This is a genomic window from Lacticaseibacillus saniviri JCM 17471 = DSM 24301 (assembly GCF_001311785.1).
GTDB lineage: Bacteria > Bacillota > Bacilli > Lactobacillales > Lactobacillaceae > Lacticaseibacillus > Lacticaseibacillus saniviri.
Genome location: NZ_BBBX01000015.1, coordinates 20,277 through 41,643, shown reverse-complemented (window position 1 = coordinate 41,643; position 21,367 = coordinate 20,277). Strand labels below are relative to the sequence as shown.

Sequence of the window (21,367 nt, the reverse complement as noted above, 5' to 3'; positions counted from 1 at the left end):
GTATGCTAGAGCCATCAAGATTCAGAAAGAAGGAATTCGATGTTAAACATTGGTGTGATGGGACTAGGCTATATTGCGCAACAGGCGTACTTGCCCGTCTATGCGGCGAATCGCCAGGTTGTCAATTGGCACCTCATGACCCGCAATGAAGAAAAACTTGCAAACATTCAGCAGCAGTATCGGTTCGCTTCGGCAACGACGTCTAAGGAACAACTGCTGGCTCAAGATTTGGATGCCGTGATGATACACACGCCGACATCGACACACACCGCCCTGATCCGTGAATTCTTGGAAGCGGGCGTCCATGTTTTGTCGATAAACCAATCAGTGAAGATTATTCAGAGGTCGAAGCGTTATACCAACTGGCCGCGGATAAAAATCGTCTGTTGATGGCCGGGTTCAATCGGCGCTTTGCCCCCATGAATCGGCAGTTAGCAGCTGTGCCTGATAAGAACACCGTGACCGTGCTCAAAACGCGTGTGGCGGCCTCTGAACCCACACAATATGCGCTGTTTGATCTGTTGATTCATCCAGTCGATACGGCACTATACTTAGCTGGTTTTCCCACTGCGGGTAATATTCGCTACAGTCTGCACCAGGATGAAGCCGGCAATCTTGAACAGGCCGGGGTCACGTTTACGGGTAACGGCTTGAAGGCGGATGCGAGCGTCAACATGCTGGCAGGTGCTAACTATGAAGAGGCCACCGTGTATGCCAAAACGGGGATTGCTCGGACCATTAATCTGAATCAGTATCAACAATGGCAAGAATCGGCAGAGACCACGCAATTAGCACCTGATTGGCAGGACACGCTTGAAACGCGTGGTTTAGCGCCAATGGTGCGGGCGTTTATCGATGCGGTGGCGCAAGATCAGCCCAATCCGGTGAGTCCAGAGAGTAGCTTGATGACACATCATATGATTGCTAATCTCGCGGAACAAGTCAAACCAAGCCAAAAAATTGACCACAAGCTGTGGCCAAATCGGTAGGGATTATTTTTGCTTTTACCATTGATGATGACCAAGATACCATTCACCAAAGTCACAGCACTGGCAATCATCGTGACCGCACTGGCTGCAGTTGTGATGATGCCAGCGGGACGTAAGTTATGTATTTTCATTGGATGACCTCCTTTTAGGTCAGTGTACGCAAACTAAATGAAGAATGGAAGGGATATTAATGTATCAAAAAGAATTTATGGCACAAGCAGCCAAAGAAGCAATGAACAATGTGACAGCTGGCGACGGTGGGCCATTCGGCTGTGTCATCGTGAAGGATGGCAAGGTGATTGCCACAGGCCACAACCGCGTGTTGATCGATCATGACCCCACAGCACATGGTGAGGTGGTTGCGATTCGGGCCGCTGGTCAGGCATTAGGTCAGTTTGATCTATCTGGATGTGAGCTCTACACGTCGGCATATCCTTGCCCAATGTGCTTGAGCGCGATTATTTGGGCCAATATCAAAACAGTTTATTATGGTAACACAGCGCGCGATGCTGCCGATATTGGCTTCCGTGATGAAATGATTTATGACTTCATCGAAGCCGGGTTGAAGGGTGATCAATTAACCCTGAGCCAGCACGATCGTGATATCACATTACCCGCCTTTACGGCTTACCAAGACCAACAACGGCCAATGTACTAATCAACGACTAAAAGGAGAGTGCCTTATGGGTATCTATGAAGTCTGTGCAGCAGTGACGGTTATTAGCGCGCTGGTCAGTTGTGGTTTTTCTATTGAGGCGGTGGTTGCGGCTAACAAAAAGCGCGATGGTTCGCTCCTTTTGGCCCAATACGCCTTGTCGCGCAGTGTTTCAATCGCTGTGGTTGCTTTAACGGTGTTATTTTTAAGTCCAATGCGTTTTTAATCGCGATGTCAGTCATTATGATCGGCATTCAATTCTTTGACGGCTGGATTGGGACCAAGGTCAGTCGCCTTAAAACGGTGGGTCCAAACATCACCGCGATTGCCAATGCGATTGTATTAGCCGTTTTCTTGATGGCTTAAAGCAACTAGATGCATATTAATATTGTTGTAACAAGAAGAGACTGTGCCAACCCGTCAGGGTCATGGCACAGCCTCTTCTTTGTCGTACGTTGATTACCAGGGCACGATGCCATTCGTATTACTAAAGGTGGCAGTCGTCTTGCTGTCATCGAGTGCTAATTCAATCGTGCGTTTGGCACCTTCAGCAGGTGTTTTGGCGCCGCGGGACTTGGCCATTTCTGGATCACCGCCGCCAAAATGCGTTGCCACGACACCGGGGTCAACAGAATTGACAGTGATTGGAACGCCGGTATTTTGGAATTCCTTGGCTAACTGAATGGTGAACATGTTGGCCGCTGCCTTGGCCGATTGATAACCAACGGCTGACGCATGGAAGACCTCTGATTCAGGGTTTAATGCTTGGGAGAGTGAGCCCATCATGCTGGTTACATTGATAATCTTGGCACTGGGACTTTGCTTGAGTAGGGGAATGAATTGTTGTGTGACGTCTACGAGGCCAAAATAATTAATTTCAAAGTCTTGCTGGATTGTTGCCAAATCGAGAATAGAGGGTGCACGGTGGGCATCAAAGGCGGCACCAGCATTATTGATTAAAATATCGAGATGACCGTAGTCTGCAGTGACTTTTGCGACGGCTTGTGTAATCGATTCATGGTTGGTGACATCGAGTTGAATGGCATCGACAGTCATGCCTTGATCGCGTAATGTTTGGGCGGCTGCTTCGCCTTTTTGCGCATTGCGCGCCCCTAGCAAAATATGTTGGCCGTGTTCACCGAGTGCTTTAGCAATCTCAAATCCCATGCCCCGGTTTGCACCGGTAATTAATGTGAGTTGTGTCATTAGAAACCTCCTAGTCGTTAACGACTGTGAATTGTTGACGGATGTGTGTTGGCGTTTGAAGCTCATCAATCAATGCTGCTGCGAGATTGCCTGTTGAGACTTCTGGCTGACCGTTTTTGGCGGTCATGATTTGATTCTGACCTAATCGATAACTGGTGGCTGATCCGTCAGTAATATTGTCCTGTGGTGTGATAACCGTCCAATCAACGTTATCAACCATTTGTAGGAATTGCAATTTGTGCATCGCTTCAAGGGGCGCGTCAAGCCAAGGCTCGCCAGCGTACTTTTCGAGCGTGTGGGCTAACTGTGATTCGCCATTGGCATCGATAAGGGAGCTTGAGCCAACTAAGAAAATTAAGCGGGTCTGTTTATTCTCGCGGAACATTGCGACTAACTTAGTCGCCGAATCAACGTTCAAATAAGCTGGGTTAGGCGCACTCAAGTCAATAATGGCATCAAATGGCGCCAACTCTGCCTGTGTCAGATTCATAATGTCTTTCTCAATCACAGGTGTTGAGGCACCCAGTTTTTGCTTGGCGGCTTGTGCGTGACGAACAATCGCGGCCACGCTACTTGAAACTGAAAATAAGCTAGATGTGGCTGGTATTCAACTATTCACGGACAATGAGGCGGTTTCGGAAAATTGGACAGCTGATGTTCAAAATATTGTGTCCGCGATTATTCAAGAAGGGACGACCAACTTGCTGAAATATAGTCATGCCAATTTAGCGGAAATTAAGTTTAGGGAATACGATTCAACAATTCAAGTGATTATTAAGGATAATGGTTTAGGGATGACCGTCAAGCGCCAGGGGGCTTCAGGCGTTAATGGGATGGAGCATCGTGTTTTAGCGGCTCATGGTAAATTTACAATTAAAGACAAAGACGGTGTTGTAATCATAGTAGAGTTGCCCAAGGAGCTGATAAAATGACGACAATCTATCTTGCGGAAGATCAAGGCATGTTAAACACTGCTTTGGCAACATTGTTGGATTTGGAAATAGATTTGAGTGTGGTTGGCACGGCCACTAATGGTGGTACAGCATTAGAGGACATTCGACGCCTGAATCCTGATGTTGCCATATTGGATATTGAAATGCCGCAAATGACAGGTCTTGAGGTGGCCTCAAGATTGGTTCAAGTTGACGTATCGACTAAGGTAATTATCTTAACGACGTTTGCACGCAAAAGTTATTTTCAGCAAGCCGTTGCTGCGACCGTGAATGGCTATTTATTAAAAGATGGGCCAAGTGATGCATTAGTGCAGGCAATACATTCTGTCATGGCAGGAGATACTGTCTATGCGCCAGAATTAGTGCGCAGCGTTCTTAGTGGGTCTGAAAATCCGTTGACTCCCCGGGAACAAGAGATTATGATTTATCTTCGCCAAGGACTTAATACAAAAAGAATTGCACAGACAGTCTTTTTATCAGAAGGCACAGTTCGTAATTACATATCAGCAATTTTGAGTAAAACAGGTAGTCACTCACGCATTGAAGCTATTAATACGGCAGAGGCCAATGGCTGGTTAGATGTGTAACGTACAAGGTTAAAGTATCTCATAATAGTTATGAGATGCTTTTTTATGTTGACGTGGCTCAATTGCCCATGAAAAAATTTCTCAGATTGATGATTCATAAAACGCGCAACTGAAAAATACTGATAGAATAAACTGCCTTGTGTCTTTATGTATCTACAAATGTGCGATAGCATTTTTTGATTCTCCTGCAGACCTACATTGTAGTCCTGTTATCCTTGCTAAAAAGGTCGGATAGTGACGACCTTTTTGACAAGAACGGCACTTTATTCGCCTGTTGGATGAACGGTGAGAACAAGACCTGATTTGTTAATCTCATCATTGATGAGCATGACACTTTTTATGATAGCAACAAAAAAGCTACCACTGGAATTTTCCCATAGGTAGCTTTAATGATGGCCTAGGCGGTAGCAAACTGACTTTGATACAGTTGCTGGTAAGCGCCGTTCTCGGCTAAGAGTTCTTGATGAGTACCGCTTTCGACAATGTTTCCGTGATCCATGACCAGAATTCGGTCGGCATCATAGATTGTTGAGAGTCGGTGCGCAATTACGAAGCTAGTGCGATGCTTCAATAAGCGTGCCATGGCTTGTTGAACAATCAGTTCTGTTCGACTGTCCACGTTCGATGTGGCTTCATCTAAGATAAGAATCTCGGGATCAGCGATGAACGCACGGGCAATCGTTAAGAGTTGGCGTTGGCCTTGTGAAATATTGTCCGCATTTTCATTAAGCACGGTTTGATAGCCATCAGGCAGTTTCTGGATGAAGTCATCGGCGTAAGCGCCTTGGCTGCAGCGTAGACTTCTTCATCAGTGGCGTTTTTCGTTACCGTACTTAATGTTGTCAAAAATAGTCCCTGAAAACAGCCAAGTTTCCTGTAAAACCATAGCCATCTTCGTGCGTAATTCGTGGCGAGACATATTGCGGATGTCCTGGCCATCGACCAGCAGCGCGCCACCCTTGATGTCATAGAAGCGTTCAAGTAAGTTGATCACGGTGGTTTTACCAGCACCGGTTTCACCGACAATCGCTGTCATTTGGCCTGGTTCAACTTCCATGTTGAAGTCGGGCATGAGTAATTTGTCATCGTAACCAAATTGCACATGGTTGAAGCTGACTTTGGCGTCGCTTGCCAGTTGGTTGGGATAGTCGCCCAATGTTTCGTCCATCTCATCGGCATCAAGTACAGCAAAATTCGATCGATGGAGGTTAGCATTGAGAGCAGGGTACCCCAAATTTGTGCCAATTGCATCAAAGGACTAGAGAATTGACCGGAATATTGTAGGATGGCCTGCATATTCCCGAGGGTCATGCTACCACTAACAACAGACAAGCTACCGATAGCTGCAAGCAAAACATAAACTACATTTTGAACCAAGGTCATCATTGGCATAGTTAATCCGCTGATGAAGACTGCTTTCCAGCCGCTGGTGACCATAGATTTGTTGGCGTGTTCAAACTTGTTCAAGGCCTCTTCGGTCCCATTGAAACTTTTGATGACCGTAAAGCCTTGTAAGCTCTCTTCAACTTGAGTGTTGAGTTGGCCTAAAGAGCCGAAGTACTCGGCATTATATTTCTGCGCTTTTGGTGTGACCAAGCGCGCAACCAAAAGCATGACCGGAATCGTTAAACAAACCACGAGAGTCAACAGTGGACTAATGGTCAGCATCATCACAAAGACACCAATCACAGTAATCACGCTGGAGATAATGCTGGTTAAGCTGCGTTGTAAGCCACTGACGATATTGTCCACATCGTTGGTGGCGATACTCATCAATTCACCGTTTTGATGTTGGTCAAAATAATTGATTGGCAAGCGATTTAACTTGGCTTTCAAATCACGTCGCAATCGGCGTGTGATGTCTTGGGTAATCACCGTCATGAAGCGTTGTTGTAAAAACGAGGTGAGGAAGGTGGCGAGATACAAGCCGAGCAGAATTGCCAACGTGAGTCGCAGCTGTGTAAAGTCAATTCCAGCCGCACGCTTGACCCCGGCAAAGATGATCGTTGTTGTATTACCTAGAACTTTCGGCGTTAAGACTGTGACCAGCGTCCCAATCAAAACAGCGATGGCCGTCAAAATGATTAAGCCAGTCGATTTTTTGTATAAACGCTCAATCTTTTGAGACTTTTAGCGATTGAGACCTTGGGTTGTGCTGCCCCTGGATTTGCGCCGCGTGGGCCGCCTGGCATGCCACCGCCCCGTGGGCCAGTAGGCATGCTGCCGCCGCGTTGATTGCCACCACGAGCATTGCTTTCGCGTTTGCCGTTATTATTTTGCATCAGAATGGTCCTCCTCTGAATAGGATTGTGATTTCATGATTTGTTGATAAACTGGATTGGTCTTGGCCAATTCAGCGTGCGTGCCTAGTCCGACGATACTCCCTTGATCTAAGACAGCAATTTGGTCAGCGGTCGTAATCGAAGCGATGCGCTGTGCCACAATCATGGTGACAGCATTGCCAGTTTTAGCGCGCATACTCTGTCGAACGGCTGCATCGGTCTTGAAGTCTAAGGCAGAGAATGAATCATCGAAGACATAGACATCGGCGTCTTTTAGCAAAGCACGGGCAATACATAGCCGTTGTTTTTGCCCACCGGAGAAGTTGTCACCGGCTTTAGCAACTTGACTGTCAAGCCCATCAGGCAGGGCCGCCACAAAGTCTTTGGCCTGTGCCATTTCTAGTGCCTGCCAAATTTCATCATCAGTGGCTTCGGGTTTACCGACTAGCATATTGGAACGAATGGTGCCAAAGAACAGCATCGCCGTTTGTGGCACGTAACTGATTTTAGCGTGGAGTTGTGACTGTGGAATCTGTTTGACATCGACACCATTGAGTTCAACTTGGCCGCTTTCGGCATCATACAAACGTGAGATCAGGTTGACCAAGGATGATTTACCATCGCCGGTGGAGCCGATAATGGCAAATGTTTCGCCAGCTTTAACGGAGAAGCTGATATCTGCCAGAGCAGGCTTTGAAGCGCCGAGATAGCGGAAGTCCACGTGCTCGAAAGTCAACCCCTTGGCAGTTTCTGCAGGTGCGTTGTTGGTTGGTTCGCTAATGGAAAGCGGCTGGTTGAGCACTTCATTCACCCGTTGCGCCGAGATTTGGCCCTTGGGAATCATCATGATAATGAAACTGATGCTGGCAAACCCGGCCAGAATCTGGCTGGCGTAGCTAATGGCACCGACAATGGATCCGACTTGAAGAGATCCATCAGCAACAAACTGGGAACCCATCCACACAATCAACAATGAAGCGAAGTTCAAGAGTAACGATAGGGCAGGGATGAAGAAGCCCATGATTGTACCCGCTGTAATCGAAGTTTTAGAATAAGCTTGGTTTAAATTTTCATACTTATCATATTCGGCTGTTTCCTTATTGAAGGCTCGAATCACTTTGACACCTGAGAGGCCCTCTTTGAATGCCAAGTTCAACTTATCCATCAACGTCTGAATTTTGGCGTACAGCGGTGTCACGCGCCGAAAAATCAGCAAGTAGATAATGACCAAGAAGGGGACAACAGCCAAGAAGACGATCCCGAAACGTGGCTCCAAAATCCATGTCATGATGATGCCCCCAACCAGTTGAATGGGCGCCATCAAGAGAAACTGGAGGCCTGTTTGAACAAGATTTTGGATTTGGGTCACATCGTCAGTATCGCGAGTGATTAAGGATGCAGAACCAAAATGATCGAATTCAGCCTTTGAGAAACTGAGGATTTTGCGGTAGAGATCTGATCGGATATCGCCACCCAACTCATAAGCAATCTTGGTGAACAACCAAGAATTTAAGGTCGAACCGACTAAGCCGATGATGGCCACCCCGATCATCAGGCCGCCTTGGACCCAGATGACCTGAGTATTGCCCTTTGCAATCCCCTGATTAATGATAGTAGCGGTGAGATAGGGCAGGTACAGTCCAGTACTGGATTGTATCAATAAGAACACAATCGCGATTAGCGTCTGAAACACAGGCAATCGCTTGATTTGAGACAACATGATGATTCCTCCTAGTGAATATGACTGAATTTTGGCCGAAAAATAAGCGTTGCGATTTTTGGTATTGCCGCAGCAACGCTTGTCGTCGATTTCGGAATTATGAAGTTGGGTTTGAACCAAATGATGATTTTGGTAGGTTTGCAATCATTTGGTCCAGTTCTTCGGCACTCATGGGTTGGCGTGGTCGATTACGCCAGTCCGCTTGTTCGCTCGGTGTGGCATTAGCCTCAAAATCGGCTTCCAAGGCTTGGGCCAAGCGATCAAGATATTGGGCAAAATCATCGTGTTCTTCCGGTGTAAAAATACTAAAAATATCAATCGGATCAACTTGATTCTGCTCAACTTGCTTGCCTTTGTCTGTCAGCCGAACAATCATCACCCGGCGATCCTTTGGGGAAGGTGTGCGACTGACATAGCCGCCTTTTTCCAATTTGCTCAGCAATTCATTGAGTGAGGGAACGCTGATGCGTAAGAGGAAGGCCAAACTTTTGGTGCTGGCTTCCTGTTGGCGTTTCAAAGTGGCAATCACGCGACCTTGACCGCGGGTGGTATCGGCCAGTGGGCCATCGCTCACAGTGGTTTGAAATTGCTTGCGCGCCAGCAACCATTGTAGTTGCCGAAATTTTATAAATAAATCTTCATCTGATACGGACATTAAACCTCATCGCCTTTCTAAAGGGTACCTTATGAAAATGAATTATAGAGGGTACCCTTTAAGAAATGCAACCCTTTTGAAAACTTTTTGTGATGGCTTAATTTGATGTGAGATTCAAACTATTGGTGGAGCCGAAAATGCCCGTGATGCTTGGCTTTGTCTGGGGTCAGGCAGTCACGAAATAATTTCATTGTCGCGTCAATTCGAGCACTGAGCGTCTGCTGATATCATAAAAAACTTCCCTCAATGATGAGAGAAGCTTCTTTATTGAATTAACTTTCAGGTAGCATTCGTGCTCACTGAAACAGAAGAACAAAAAGCGATGTACTCAGGCTGTTAAGACCTGAATACATCGCTGCGGAATGCTCAAATTGGGTAGGATGGGATCGAACCATCGATTATGGATTCAGAGTCCACTGCGTTACCACTTCGCTACTACCCAATATTTTCAACAGGTAATAGCTTATAAAATCTGGAACCAAATGTCAACTGTTTGTAGGAAAAAATCGGAATGCAAAACATGGCGGAATAGCGTACACTATAAGTAATCACTTTGGAAAGAGGGTTAATAATGAGAATCGAATCTGCATGTACGTCTATTTTAGTTGGGAAAAAGGCCAGCATTGATGGTTCAACAATGATTGCTCGTAACGATGATACCTTTTTACCACTCACACCTCAACGCTTCTACATGCATCCAGCATGGAAGGGCGAAAAGGGTTTGACGGTTAGCTCCCCATTAAACGGCTTTACCGCACCATTGCCAGAAAACGGCTATCGGTACAATGCGGTACCAAACGTTGAAAACGACCGTCTGGGTGACTATGAAGAATCAGGGATCAATGAAAAGAACGTGGCAATGTCCGCAACTGAAAGCACTTATGGGAACGAACGCACATTAGCGTACGATCCATTGGTTGTTGACGGTTTGGATGAAGACTTAATCGTGAACATGGTGCTGCCATTCATCGAATCCGCTCGTCACGGGGTTGAATACCTTGGACAATTGATCAAGCAATATGGCTCACCAGCAGGGAATTCCGTGCTTTTTCCGACAAGGATAGCGTTTGGTACATGGAAATTGTGACTGGTCACCACTGGGTTGCACAACGTATCCCTGATGATGCGTACGCAATCACGGCTAACCAAGTTGCCATTCAACAAGTCGATTTTGATGACACCGACAATTTCGCATGGAGCGAAGGCATCCGCGAATTCGTCGATTTACACCATCTCAATCCAGATCAATCCGGCTGGAACTTCCGCCACATCTTCGGGACAATGAACGAGAAGGATCGCCACTACAACACACCTCGTGTTTGGTACGGTCACTCAATCTTGAACCCAGAAGTGCCAGAAGAACCAGAATCAGCTGAATTACCATTCATCATGCACACAGAACACAAGATTACCCCTGAAGATATCGAATACATCTTGGGTAGTCACTACAATGAAACACGTTTTGATCCATTGGGCCACGGTGCAGAAGCGGACCGTTTACGCTACCGGCCAATTGGTTTGAATCGGACACAAAATTCACACATCTTGCAATTGCGCAACGGTGTTGATGAAGGCTTGTCTGGTGTGATGTGGTTATGTATCGGGATTCCTGAATTCAGTCCATATGTGCCATTCTATACGAATGCAACGGACACCGATCCTAGCTACTCAGAAACACCAATCAAGATGGATGTTGATGTGGATTCCGCATACTGGCTTCACCGCCACATGGGGATGCTGGTTGAAAGCCACCACAGCAAGTTCATCCAACAAAATAAGGACTACTTGACCGAATTGAATCGTGTCTTCCGCGCACATATCCATGATACCGATGAAGAAGCATCTGGATTGACCGGTAAGGCATTGACCAAGCACCTGACTGAGGCCAACTACAAGATTGTTGACCACACTAAGGCAGCGACGAAGGATCAAATCAATTCACTCGTCATGCAAGGATTGCAATTATCTCAGTTGACCTTTAACATGGATAAGAACCTTTAATTGCAGCTAAAAACCGCGACCGTAGGGTGGCGGTTTTTTTGTGCCCAGATTCGTTCATTTTCAGTTAAAGTATTGATGGGGTGGTTCCAAGCTTGTCATGGTGTGCTACACTGAAGAAAAATGAGGTGAGGTTTATGCATCGAGCACCAAGAAAAAAGCGCCGCTGGCCAAAGATTTTGGGTTTTACGCTGCTTGGCGTCGTCATTTTAGGTATTCTGGCAGTCGTCTTCTCAGTTCAACTCAATAATGGTCTGCGCTCTGCGACGGGCAAGGACACGCCGGTAGATACAGCGGTCAAATCACAGCTTGTCAGAGGCATTGAGGCTAAGAAAACAGGGGACGCTTCACATGATGCCTTAATCGATAAGGCTGCCGAAACCCTTCAACAAACACCGATGAAGACAATCACAGAAGCTGCTGGTAATCAGCAAAAGGCCGCAGAATTGGTGAGCCAGACAACAGGGGTGCCTGAAGCTTCCGCGCAAGTGGTGACCCAGGCCATTTTTAATGATAGTAAGTTCGATGGCGTGCGCAAAGCGATGGCCAATGGCGATTGGGTTCAGGTTTATCAGCAAGGGAAAACACTCTCGAGTGATCCTGACATTCAAGCGCTGACACGGCTGGTTCAGTAAGTTTATCCCGCTAGCCCGTTGACATTTAGCATTTTTTCTGTAATATATAAAGAGTGCTAAATGACATTGCCCGTTGGTCAAGGGGTTAAGACGTCGCGTTCTCAGCGCGAAAACACGGGTTCGAATCCCGTACGGGTGATCAAACAAACAAGAAAAGCGCCACAAGCCTTTTATATCAAGGCTTGTGGCGCTTTTTTATTTATGCAGTGAGTTATCTGGTCTTAACAGTGATTGATTGGGATGTCACATCTAACTTCCGCGTAGACTTGTCATCTTTTTAGATAAATCAGCTGTGCGTGCTTTTCCGGTCTTTGCAGGCTTAACCATGATTGTAGCCGTTTTGAAATGAGTGCCGTAAGCGACCTTGATTTTAACTGTGACTTTGGTGCGCTCTGCTTTGATTTTAATATGGGCATTACCATTTTGATCGAGTTTAATCCCTCGTTTACCGGTGAAAGAGACTGATGGTGCTTTTGCGTCCCAAGCGTCACAGTTGCTCCTGGTTTGGAACTAACTGTGACGATTGCTTGCATATGATTCTTCTCTGTTGCTCGAAAAGTGTGTCCATCGATAGCCAGATGGCCGTCGTTAATGGAATCCCGGGCTGATTCTGATGCGCTTCCCGCCCTTTGATTTGCCTGGCCACAACCAGCAGTTCCCAAGAGTGCCAAAAGTAAACCCAATAATATAACCTTTCTCTTCATAAAATATTCCCCCAATATTTTTGATTACACTTATCAATGATTTAAGTGTATCATCATGCGCTTTTGCACCTCTAAAAATAATGCTTAAGAAGTACGGTTGCGTTATTGGGCAAGTCGAAACCACAACAAAAAAGGGTACGACAAGATCAATTGATTTTGTCATACCTTTTTATTGATGCCATTAGTTTGTCCATGTAAGGTCTAGCGCTGCACCCACCAAGCGAAGATGACGTAGATAAAGAGAATCAATGCATAGAGTGCCGTCCCAAAGGCGAGAAAAATGAGCCACCACAACCCGAATGCATAGCGTCCCAAGATAAAAAGGCCCGCAAGCATCAGGGCCTTGATGATTCGTGTGATGATGGGCTGTAGCTTACTCAAAGGAAATCTCGATATAAAGTTGCTTGCGCTGGGTGAGATGTGCCGTGGTCAGCCAGACACTATCTGGATCGAAAACTTGATCGGGATCGATTAAATTGCCTAACCACGCCATCAACTCAGGCTGATCAGTCAAAAACCAGTGGGCGAGGCGAACCACGGCCAGCTTGTCGTCAGGAAACAGATCCGCTTGTTGAGGCAGAATCAAGTTATCACTGACAGCAAAGGTCACTGTATTTTGATAGCGCTCAGTCTCGCGCGTCGCAAGGTTAGGGTGAGCTTTGAGGTAATTCAATAAGATGACCGCTAATTCAGTCATTAAGATTCGCCTTCCTTTATGTTTAAAACTAACGTATTCTCGTCCATTATGATAGCATGGAATTAGGTAATCACAAAGGGAGGCTGGATAATGACCATTCGATTATATTTAGTTCGTCATGGCGAAACGCCGATGAATCAGGCGGGCAAATTGCAGGGAATTACGGATGCACCACTGACGGCGCGTGGCCAATTGGCGGCTAAAAAGTTGGGGGAACTGCTCAAGGATGTGCCGTTCAAACAGGCATTTAGTTCAGATCGCCAGCGGGCAGTGGATACAGCTAACGAAATTCTCAGCTTTCATAATCCCATGCCTCCACTGAAACAATTGACGGGCTTACGGGAATACTACTTCGGTGGACTTGAGGGCCAGTCCGAACAACGACTATTTCGGCGTATTTTCACGAATTTTGGCATCAAGGCGGGACCGCAGTTATGGTTTGGCCCTGAACGTTTTGATTACATGATTCATTATTTCAAAACGATGGATCCAACTGGACAGGCAGAGAGCTTGGCAGAACTCAACAGTCGCGTTCGTGCTGCCTTTGATCAAGTGGAGACGCAGAGCCCTGATGGCGATGTGTTAGTCGTGGCGCATGGCGTGGTCCTCAGTGCGCTGATTCGCCTCATTGATCCCACGGACCTGCCGTTGACGCTACTCAAAAATACGAGTGTTAGCCGGATTGACATCGATGGGGACGATTGGCGTGTCGTCGGGGTTAACTTAACTTCGGAAAGTGAACTCGCTAAATTAGAATAGTGTGATGAAGCGCGGCGGACGGCCTGTTCATCGCGCTTTTTTTCTGTGGAAAATGAATATAAAAGTCTTGCTATTGAGAAATAATCCGCCTATAATGACAACTTGTCACATGACAAACTGTCATAAATTGTTGAAAGGAGTTCTCATGCCAAAACCAACCTTTTTTCGACTCAATGAAGAAAAGCAAGCGCGGTTAATTCAGGCGGCGCATGACGAGTTTTCGCGTGTTCCTTTTGAGTCAGCGAGCATCAGTAACATTATTCGTCTGGCCGGAATTCCGCGTGGAAGTTTTTACCAGTACTTTGAAGATAAGGCCGATATTTATTTTTATCTGCTACAACAGCTGCGAGTCACGTCACAGCAACACCTTAATGACGCGGTGCAAGCCTCCAAAGGTGACTTTTTTCAAGCAATGGCGCAAAATTTTGGTGAAGTGATTGATGACATTGTTGAAGGTCACAATGCCGCTCTGTATCGTAATGTTTTTATGTATATGGATTATCGTGGGGCGGCGCGGCTGTCACCAGCGATGTTTGATCGAAGTCGGGATCACGATGCTCATGAGGCCCAGGTGCGCCGGCTGTATGATAAGGTCGATACCGACAAGTTACAGATCGACGATATTCGGGACTTCAAGATGTTATTGGGACTGGTCATGAACACGTTCATGCAGACGATTGGTCATTATTATGCCCATCAGTCACGAGGCGAAGAAGTCAGCATCGATGAGCTCAAGCAGCGATTGCATCAACTGCTACACTGGATTCAGTCCGGTGTCGGCAAGTAGGAGGGAAAGTCATGCTCAAATTAGCGAAAAATCGGATTTCATCATGGGCCATTGTTGGCGCCGTGATTTTTATGATCATTCAAGTGATCAGTAACTTATACTTACCCAATTTGACGGCTGATATCGTCAATAATGGGGTGGCCAAGGGTGATGTGAATTACATCTGGCAAACTGGGATCAAAATGATTGCGTTCGCGCTGATCAGTATTGTTGCCAGTATCGGGAATGTCTTCCTGGCCGCACGTTCATCACAAAAGCTAGGGCAAAACCTGCGGAGTGATGTCTATGCCAAGGTCATCAATTATTCACACGATGAAATGGATAAGGTTGGGACATCAAGTCTGATTACTCGGACAACCAACGATGTGACGCAGATTCAAAACGTGTGGATGATGATTCTGCGGATGATGATTATGGCACCAATCATGTTGGTCGGGGCGAGCTTCTTAGCTTACCAAAAGAATCAAACTTTGACCGGTGTGTTCTTAATTTCTATTCCGCTGTTAGCACTCTTCATCCTCTTGATTATGCGGTCCGCTGTGCCGTTATTTAAGGCGATGCAACAAAAACCGATAATATTAACCTAGTCTTTCGTGAAGGCTTGACTGGTGTACGGGTTATCCGTGCTTTCCGTCAAGATAAATTCGAACAAGATCGATTTGAGACTGTGAACCAGGATTACACCAATAATGCCGTTAAGGTCTACTCCATCATGGCGATGATGTTCCCTGTCATGACTTTGATTATGAGTGGGACCAACGTGGGTATCACTTGGTGGGGTGGTCACTTGATCGCTAGTCAAGCCCTTGAAACAGGTAACTTGATTGCGTTCATGACTTACGCGATGCAGATTCTGATGAGCTTCATGATGCTTTCAATGATCTTTGTGTTCATTCCTCGTGCGCAAGCTTCTGCTGTGCGTTTGAACCAGGTCTTGGATCAAGAATCTTCTATTAAGGAACCTACCCAAACCCAAAGCTTTACTGACACCAAGCCAGCACTTGCTTTTGACCAAGTTGATTTCCGTTATCAACAAGCTGAAAAGCCTGCGCTGTCTGATGTTGATTTTGCCGTTACCGGCGGCCAAACCGTCGCGGTTATCGGGGGGACTGGGTCCGGTAAATCAACCTTGGTTAATTTGATCCCTCGTTTCTATGATGTCGAAAAAGGTGACGTCAAGGTCAATGGTGTCGATGTGCGCAACGTGGATACCAAGGCCTTACGGGACCAAGTTGCCTTTGTACCTCAACAAGCCAACCTGTTTACAGGTACCGTGCGTGATAACCTGAAATACGGGAACGAAAATGCAACGGATGATCAACTGTGGCATGCGTTAGAAATTGCGCAAGCTAAGGACTTTATCTCTGCGAACCCAGAAGGCCTCGATTACGCGGTTGAACAGGGTGGGGGTAACTTCTCCGGGGGCCAGAAACAGCGGCTCGCGATTGCCCGTGCCTTGGTTAAGGATGCATCAATTTATGTCTTTGATGATTCATTCTCTGCACTGGACTTCAAGACGGATGCGCAATTGCGTAAGGCATTGTCTGAAGACGACAATATTAAGACTAAGGTCATCGTTATCGTGGGCCAACGTGTCTCCACGGTGGCAGATGCTGATATGATTTTGGTTCTGGAAGACGGTAAGATGATTGGCAAGGGCACGCATGAAGAACTCAAGGCCAACAATCCAACTTATCAAGAAATTATTCGCTCCCAGATTCGTGAAGGAGATGAAGACTAATGGCTAAAGAAGAAACAAGCACTTCAAGTGCACCTCGTCCACAGGGCGGTCCAGGTCGTCAAATGGGCGTGGTTCAAAAACCTAAGAATTTCTGGGGCACTACACGCCGCTTGTTTGGTTACATGCGGTCACGGCTCGTGGGAATTATCGTTGTTTTGATTTTGGCAATTGGTTCTCAACTATTCCAAATTCAAACCCCTAAGATTCTGGGGCAAGCAACAACCGAAATCTTTAAGGGTGTGATGAAGGGGACCGCGCAACAAAAAGCGGGCATCCAAGTCAGCAACTATCCGATTGATTTTGACAAGATTCAACATATTATTTTGATCGTCATGCTGATGTATATCGTCAGTGCTGTCTTCAGCTTCTTGCAACAGTTCATCATGACTCGGATTTCACAACGAACCGTGTATGATCTGCGTAAAGCGCTGAAGATGAAGATGGAAACCGTCCCCGTGACCTACTACGATACTCACAGTAATGGGGATATCATGTCACGTGCGATTAACGATATGGATAACATTGCATCCACCTTGCAACAGAGTTTGACGCAGATGGTTACCAGTGCCGTGATGTTCATCGGGACACTGTGGATGATGTTCACCATCAGTTGGCAACTGTCCTTGATTGCGCTGGTTACCATTCCCCTGAGCTTAGTTGTTGTCGGCGTTGTGGCACCGCAATCACAGAAGTTCTTCGCCGGCCAACAAAGGCGCTTGGGTTATTGAACAACCAAGTTGAAGAAACTTATGGCGGTCAAGTCATCGTCAAGAGTTTCAACCGTGAAGATGACATGGTGAAAGAATTTGAAGTGCAAAATAAGGCCTTCTACGATTCCGCTTGGAAAGCGCAATTCGTTTCAGGGATTATCATGCCATTGATGACCTTCATGAATAACATCGGCTATGTGTTTGTTGCCATCATCGGTGGGATTCAGGTCTCAAACGGTTCTGTGACATTAGGGGATATCCAAGCCTTCTTGCAATACATGCAACAGTTCAGTCAACCAATTTCACAATTGGCTAACTTGGCTAACACCATTCAATCCACGATTGCTTCTGCAGAACGTGTCTTTGAAGTGTTGGATGAAGCTGACATGCAAGATACGAAGTCTGGTGTGGCTGTCGTGACCGACAATCCACCAAAGCTCGCATTGGATCACGTCCAATTCGGGTATACCGACGACTTGTTGATGACCGACTTCAACCTCAATGTGAACCAGGGTGAAATGGTTGCGATTGTTGGGCCTACCGGTGCTGGTAAGACCACCATCATCAATTTACTGGAACGTTTCTATGATATTAAGGGTGGTTCAATCCGCATGGATGGTGTTGATACCCGTGATATGAAGCGTGAAGATTTGCGTAAGCACTTCGCCATGGTGCTTCAGGAAACCTGGTTGTTCACTGGGACAATCTGGGATAACTTGAAGTACGGGAATGAAGATGCGACCGATGATGAAATCATGGCTGCATCACAGGCAGCTCACGTGGATAACTTTGTTCGCCAGTTGCCTAAGGGTTATAATACCGTGCTGAACGAAGAAGCTTCCAATATTTCACAAGGGCAACGGCAATTATTGACCATCGCGCGTGCCTTCGTGGCTAACCCAGAAATCTTGATTCTGGATGAAGCGACGAGTTCTGTTGATACGCGGACTGAAGTTCACATTCAACATGCGATGGAACGGTTGCTGAAGGATCGGACCAGCTTCGTTGTTGCGCACCGGCTGTCAACTATCCGTGATGCTGACAATATCATCGTGATGAATCACGGTGGCATTGTTGAAACAGGGACACATGATGCCTTGATGGCAAAGAATGGTTTCTACGCCGATCTGTATAACAGTCAGTTCAGTGGTAATGTGAAAATATAGCGTGTGACAAAAGCATTTAAGTAAAGAGTGCGACAAGCCTTGATTGTTGGGATTGGAGCACGTTTCAAAAAAGCGCTGTGCAACCCCAAAATCGGGTTCGCACAGCGCTTTTTGTATGGCCATAACTCAACTGTTTAACGCCGTTTGTGGCGCATAAAGGTCGCATAGTGCAACAGGCTCGCGAGCAGTACAAAGAAGACGAGCACAAAGCTGATGTAGCGCCACAAGAAGGATGTGGTTAAAACAGGAATGAGTTGTTGAATGCCCATGGTGACGAGTGACATCAGAGCAATCATACCGAATAAGAGCAGGTAGCGTTTCAAAGTTTCATCGTCCTTTCGTGACTTTTGACCCAGTTTTTCACCGATTGTGATGGCAGCGTGACGCTTGGCATCGGGTAAAGTATGTTCGCGCCAAGTATTAGGCAACACCAATTCAGTGATTTTGTGTAAGCCGGCAGTGGTCATCGCCTTATCGATGGTGCGGAAGGTCTGATCAGTTTGGTGGGTGAACGTATTGTCCCACGCACTGGCAAAACAGCTCGAGATACTGATATAGTGCTTATCCTTGTACTTGCCGGGTAGAGAGTCACCTTTTTTGGTCATGCGCACCAAACGTGGCCGCATGCAGTCCAGAAATTGTTTGAGTTGACCGCTGATGGTGCCAAATAAGTTGGACTCGCCAGCACCCAGACATCGGCCTCATCGAGTTTGGCCTCGAGTTGGTCCAAGACGGCGTTAGGATGTTGGTAGCGATCAGGTTGGAGCTGGTAGTCATTGAGATTGATAATCTCTGTTGTGTTGGGTGCCTTCACTGCACCTAACATGGTGGCCATCAGTTGATAGGTTTGCCCATCGGTCGATTGTCCGCCAAAAGTCCCAAAATTTTCATCATGTCACCTCTTGTTAAATCCTAAACAATCTTTTGGGTTCTGGCAAGCAAGAAAAGTGGCATATTCGCGAAAAAATGATAGAGTGAAACTAGAAGAACCTGAAGGGAATGATTGTCGTGTCAACAATTGAATTAGCTCCAGAAACACGGATCGGTTTCGTCGCAATGCGGGTGGCCGACCTTGAAAAAATGGCTACATGGTATCAGGAAGTGGCACAGCTTGCCGTATTAAAGCGTGAAAGCGATCAGATTTCTTGGGAACCCGGACCAATCAACAGGTCTTAGTGATTTTGCGGCAAATCGCAAAGGGTGATACCACACAGGCAACAGGGCTCGATCACTTTGCCATTGTGTTACCAAACCCCGGTGCGCTCGGTGCGGCTCACAAGCATATCAACCAAGTGGCCACTGTCGTTAATCGCTTTAAGAATGGCTATAGTAAGGGCTTTGAAGTCGTCGATCCCGAAGGTAATGGGATTGAATTCATTATCGATGAAGCGATTGAGCAGTTCCATGAAGCCGACAGCTATAACTGGCAAGATGAAGATACGAAGACAATCAAAGCAGAAGAGCTCGAACGGCATGTCGATAAGGACTACAGCGGTGTGCCATCCGGTAGCAGTGTCGGCCATGTGCAATTCCGTATTCGTGATTTGGCTGCAACAGAACAATATCTGGTCAGTGGTTTGGGCTTCCAAATCAAACCTGCAGCGGCTAAGGACCAAATCTTCTTAGCAGCAGGTGACTATCATCACCACATCGGCATTACCTTGCGCGTTGATGCCAAACTGCCCGTGGCAACCCCAACCAGCTTAGGCTTAGACTATGTGAACTTTGTTGTGCCTTCCGCTGGTGGCTTAGATGCCATCATCGCTAACCTGAATGAGCAGGGCATCAGTGATTATCAGTATGATGAAGCACATCATTATTTGATGATTGCAGGTCCTAACCAACTCACTTTGTGGTTCACGGTGGCGTAATTATGGAAGAAGTTGTGACAAAAGACGCTTTGAGAATGAGGATTAACAGGGATTGATGCTAAAGCCTGAACTTAGGCTTTGAATCAATCCTAGTTAACCGGAATTCTCAGTCTTTTGGAACACGATTAATCTATTTTGTTCGAAAATTGAAACAGGAGGTATGACAAAACGTAGTTTTGTCATACCTCCTGTTTTGTGTCCGCCGGCATTGTGTGGTGTAATGAACTTAATCGATTGAAGGGAAGCAAGAATGACGATGACACTGCAAACAACAATGATGGCGGCGGTCGATGATCGCTTGGTACCCGGTGTCTCATGGGCACATCTCAAAGGCAAGCGTCAAACCGTGCAGGTGTACGGCGGATCTCAATGGCAACCAACACCAAAACCGCTCCACGCAGGCATGCTGTACGATTTGGCCTCATTAACCAAAGTCGTGGGGACGACACCACTTTTTCTTACAGGCGTTGGCGGCAGGTAAAGTGGCGCTTGATACCTCGATTGCAACGTGGTTACCGGCGTTTACGCAGCCCACGACCTTTAGACAGGCGCTGACGCACACTTCAGGCTTGGCTGGTTATATTCCACATCGCGATGAGTTAGCGGCGCCAGCGCTCAAGCAGGCACTGTTAACGCAATTGACCACCACGGTTGAAGTGGATCAAAAGTCGCTTATCACGATGTTAATTTGTTGCTGGTGGGCTGGGCACTTGAAGCCATGTATCAGGCACCGGTTCAGGATTTGATCACCCAACGCGTTTTACACCCCATGCATCTGGCACAGGCGACGTTTGCCCCGGATGCGGCCAACAGTGTACCCACAACCTATTCTGAGCGCCTGGGTTTGCGTGCTGGACTGGTGCACGATCCAAAGAGTGCCACTTTGGGTGAACACAGTGGCGCCGCGGGGTTATTTGCGAGCCTCGATGATTTGATCACATTCGCCCAGGTGATGCTGGGTCAACGCACAACATCAGCGTTTCATACGCCTTGGCCAGAAGAATTGATGCATGACTATACCAAAATCAACTCGGTCGCTCGCTGGGGTGGGATCTGCGCACCGGCCGTGGGGGCTTGTGGCTCTATCACACAGGTTACACGGGAACATTCATGTTGTTATCACCACAACTACAAGAAGCCTTGATCGTTCTGACCAATCGCGTGCATCCAACGGTGAATCCGGACTTTCTGCCATGGCGGGATGCGTTAATTGCAAAATTTATCGGCGAATGAAACCGCATTATGATAGAAT

The 21,367-nt window shown here is 46.8% G+C and carries 20 protein-coding genes, 2 tRNA genes and 7 pseudogenes; 17 read left to right on the top strand and 12 right to left on the bottom strand.

Going from position 1 to position 21,367, the window contains the following annotated elements; genetic code table 11:
• Positions 1-39: 39 nt before the first annotated feature.
• From JCM17471_RS16565 to JCM17471_RS15980, 5 genes and pseudogenes are all read left to right on the top strand, one after another.
• Positions 40-989: pseudogene (locus tag JCM17471_RS16565) on the top strand (Gfo/Idh/MocA family protein).
• A gap of 9 nt (positions 990-998) precedes the next feature.
• Positions 999-1,127 carry a hypothetical protein gene (locus JCM17471_RS15985; RefSeq protein ID WP_263849469.1) on the top strand — a complete coding sequence of 43 codons (129 nt, stop codon included), beginning with the start codon at positions 999-1,001 and terminating at the stop codon, positions 1,125-1,127.
• Positions 1,128-1,179: 52 nt separating this feature from the next.
• A complete protein-coding gene (locus JCM17471_RS08475) occupies positions 1,180-1,647 on the top strand; it encodes a nucleoside deaminase (protein WP_054777526.1) in 468 nt (155 codons plus the stop codon).
• 25 nt (positions 1,648-1,672) lie between these two features.
• Positions 1,673-1,870 (top strand): hypothetical protein, encoded by a 198-nt coding sequence (locus JCM17471_RS15300; protein ID WP_225354211.1) that lies wholly within the window; start codon positions 1,673-1,675, stop codon positions 1,868-1,870.
• Between the two features lie 5 nt (positions 1,871-1,875).
• On the top strand, positions 1,876-2,010 hold the full coding sequence (locus JCM17471_RS15980) for a hypothetical protein (protein WP_263849467.1): 135 nt from the start codon (positions 1,876-1,878) through the stop codon (positions 2,008-2,010).
• A gap of 93 nt (positions 2,011-2,103) precedes the next feature.
• Here JCM17471_RS15980 and JCM17471_RS08465 read toward each other — a convergent pair whose 3' ends face one another.
• Together JCM17471_RS08465 and JCM17471_RS08460 are read right to left on the bottom strand one after the other, a co-directional pair.
• The gene (locus JCM17471_RS08465; protein ID WP_054777525.1) at positions 2,104-2,850 is read right to left on the bottom strand and encodes an SDR family oxidoreductase; all 747 of its coding nucleotides are present in this window, start codon (positions 2,848-2,850) and stop codon (positions 2,104-2,106) included.
• 10 nt (positions 2,851-2,860) lie between these two features.
• Complete coding sequence (locus JCM17471_RS08460) at positions 2,861-3,418, bottom strand: Rossmann-fold NAD(P)-binding domain-containing protein (protein WP_054777524.1); 558 nt, start codon at positions 3,416-3,418, stop codon at positions 2,861-2,863.
• A gap of 28 nt (positions 3,419-3,446) precedes the next feature.
• Between JCM17471_RS08460 and JCM17471_RS08455 the strand changes: the two genes are divergently transcribed.
• Both JCM17471_RS08455 and JCM17471_RS08450 read left to right on the top strand, forming a co-directional pair.
• Positions 3,447-3,782, top strand: coding sequence for a sensor histidine kinase (locus tag JCM17471_RS08455; protein WP_054777523.1), 336 nt, complete (start codon positions 3,447-3,449; stop codon positions 3,780-3,782).
• Complete coding sequence (locus tag JCM17471_RS08450) at positions 3,779-4,390, top strand: response regulator transcription factor (protein ID WP_054777522.1); 612 nt, start codon at positions 3,779-3,781, stop codon at positions 4,388-4,390. Before JCM17471_RS08455 ends, JCM17471_RS08450 begins: the two co-directional genes overlap by 4 nt.
• Before the next feature lie 397 nt (positions 4,391-4,787).
• Here the strand turns inward: JCM17471_RS08450 and JCM17471_RS15295 are convergent.
• The 6 genes and pseudogenes from JCM17471_RS15295 to JCM17471_RS08430 all read right to left on the bottom strand — a co-directional run bounded on the left by JCM17471_RS15295 (position 4,788) and on the right by JCM17471_RS08430 (position 9,489).
• Positions 4,788-5,426: pseudogene (locus tag JCM17471_RS15295) on the bottom strand (ABC transporter ATP-binding protein).
• Entirely contained in the window at positions 5,423-6,469 is a 1,047-nt protein-coding gene (locus tag JCM17471_RS15290; RefSeq protein ID WP_225354210.1) for an ABC transporter permease, read from the bottom strand. The pseudogene JCM17471_RS15295 and the gene JCM17471_RS15290 overlap by 4 nt, the downstream one beginning before the upstream one ends.
• A gap of 5 nt (positions 6,470-6,474) precedes the next feature.
• Entirely contained in the window at positions 6,475-6,672 is a 198-nt protein-coding gene (locus JCM17471_RS15285; protein WP_156321650.1) for a hypothetical protein, read from the bottom strand.
• Positions 6,662-8,392: an ABC transporter ATP-binding protein gene (locus JCM17471_RS08440; protein ID WP_054777521.1), complete on the bottom strand. Its 1,731-nt coding sequence runs from the start codon at positions 8,390-8,392 to the stop codon at positions 6,662-6,664. Before JCM17471_RS08440 ends, JCM17471_RS15285 begins: the two co-directional genes overlap by 11 nt.
• Positions 8,393-8,489: 97 nt before the next feature.
• Positions 8,490-9,047 carry a MarR family winged helix-turn-helix transcriptional regulator gene (locus tag JCM17471_RS08435; protein WP_054777520.1) on the bottom strand — a complete coding sequence of 186 codons (558 nt, stop codon included), beginning with the start codon at positions 9,045-9,047 and terminating at the stop codon, positions 8,490-8,492.
• 371 nt (positions 9,048-9,418) lie between these two features.
• A tRNA-Gln gene (locus JCM17471_RS08430) sits at positions 9,419-9,489 on the bottom strand.
• Positions 9,490-9,618: 129 nt separating this feature from the next.
• Here JCM17471_RS08430 and JCM17471_RS08425 point away from each other — a divergent pair.
• The 3 genes and pseudogenes from JCM17471_RS08425 to JCM17471_RS08415 all read left to right on the top strand — a co-directional run bounded on the left by JCM17471_RS08425 (position 9,619) and on the right by JCM17471_RS08415 (position 11,819).
• Positions 9,619-11,048: pseudogene (locus JCM17471_RS08425) on the top strand (C69 family dipeptidase).
• 134 nt (positions 11,049-11,182) lie between these two features.
• Positions 11,183-11,680 carry a hypothetical protein gene (locus JCM17471_RS08420; RefSeq protein ID WP_054777519.1) on the top strand — a complete coding sequence of 166 codons (498 nt, stop codon included), beginning with the start codon at positions 11,183-11,185 and terminating at the stop codon, positions 11,678-11,680.
• Positions 11,681-11,747: 67 nt separating this feature from the next.
• Positions 11,748-11,819 (top strand) — tRNA-Glu (locus tag JCM17471_RS08415).
• 130 nt (positions 11,820-11,949) lie between these two features.
• Here JCM17471_RS08415 and JCM17471_RS08410 read toward each other — a convergent pair.
• The 3 genes from JCM17471_RS08410 to JCM17471_RS08400 form a co-directional block, all read right to left on the bottom strand.
• Positions 11,950-12,384, bottom strand: coding sequence for a hypothetical protein (locus JCM17471_RS08410; RefSeq protein WP_054777518.1), 435 nt, complete (start codon positions 12,382-12,384; stop codon positions 11,950-11,952).
• 201 nt (positions 12,385-12,585) lie between these two features.
• On the bottom strand, positions 12,586-12,765 hold the full coding sequence (locus JCM17471_RS08405; protein ID WP_054777517.1) for a hypothetical protein: 180 nt from the start codon (positions 12,763-12,765) through the stop codon (positions 12,586-12,588).
• Positions 12,758-13,081 carry a hypothetical protein gene (locus JCM17471_RS08400; RefSeq protein WP_054777516.1) on the bottom strand — a complete coding sequence of 108 codons (324 nt, stop codon included), beginning with the start codon at positions 13,079-13,081 and terminating at the stop codon, positions 12,758-12,760. Before JCM17471_RS08400 ends, JCM17471_RS08405 begins: the two co-directional genes overlap by 8 nt.
• 90 nt (positions 13,082-13,171) lie before the next feature.
• Between JCM17471_RS08400 and JCM17471_RS08395 the strand changes: the two genes are divergently transcribed.
• The 4 genes and pseudogenes from JCM17471_RS08395 to JCM17471_RS08380 all read left to right on the top strand — a co-directional run bounded on the left by JCM17471_RS08395 (position 13,172) and on the right by JCM17471_RS08380 (position 18,244).
• A complete protein-coding gene (locus tag JCM17471_RS08395) occupies positions 13,172-13,840 on the top strand; it encodes a histidine phosphatase family protein (RefSeq protein ID WP_056992635.1) in 669 nt (222 codons plus the stop codon).
• A gap of 145 nt (positions 13,841-13,985) precedes the next feature.
• On the top strand, positions 13,986-14,627 hold the full coding sequence (locus JCM17471_RS08390; protein ID WP_054777515.1) for a TetR/AcrR family transcriptional regulator: 642 nt from the start codon (positions 13,986-13,988) through the stop codon (positions 14,625-14,627).
• An 11-nt stretch (positions 14,628-14,638) separates the two neighbouring features.
• A pseudogene (locus JCM17471_RS08385) lies at positions 14,639-16,368 on the top strand (ABC transporter ATP-binding protein).
• Positions 16,368-18,244, top strand: a pseudogene (locus JCM17471_RS08380) (ABC transporter ATP-binding protein). Before JCM17471_RS08385 ends, JCM17471_RS08380 begins: the two co-directional pseudogenes overlap by 1 nt.
• Before the next feature lie 134 nt (positions 18,245-18,378).
• On the opposite strand, the pseudogene JCM17471_RS08375 reads toward JCM17471_RS08380, so the two are convergent.
• Positions 18,379-19,135: pseudogene (locus JCM17471_RS08375) on the bottom strand (flavodoxin family protein).
• A 117-nt stretch (positions 19,136-19,252) separates the two neighbouring features.
• Here JCM17471_RS08375 and JCM17471_RS15280 point away from each other — a divergent pair.
• The 3 genes and pseudogenes from JCM17471_RS15280 (at position 19,253) to JCM17471_RS16560 (ending at position 21,348) form a co-directional block, all read left to right on the top strand.
• Complete coding sequence (locus JCM17471_RS15280) at positions 19,253-19,420, top strand: VOC family protein (RefSeq protein WP_225354209.1); 168 nt, start codon at positions 19,253-19,255, stop codon at positions 19,418-19,420.
• 5 nt (positions 19,421-19,425) lie between these two features.
• Positions 19,426-20,115: a VOC family protein gene (locus JCM17471_RS08370; RefSeq protein ID WP_225354208.1), complete on the top strand. Its 690-nt coding sequence runs from the start codon at positions 19,426-19,428 to the stop codon at positions 20,113-20,115.
• A 250-nt stretch (positions 20,116-20,365) separates the two neighbouring features.
• Positions 20,366-21,348, top strand: a pseudogene (locus JCM17471_RS16560) (serine hydrolase domain-containing protein).
• The last annotated feature ends 19 nt before the right edge of the window (positions 21,349-21,367 follow it).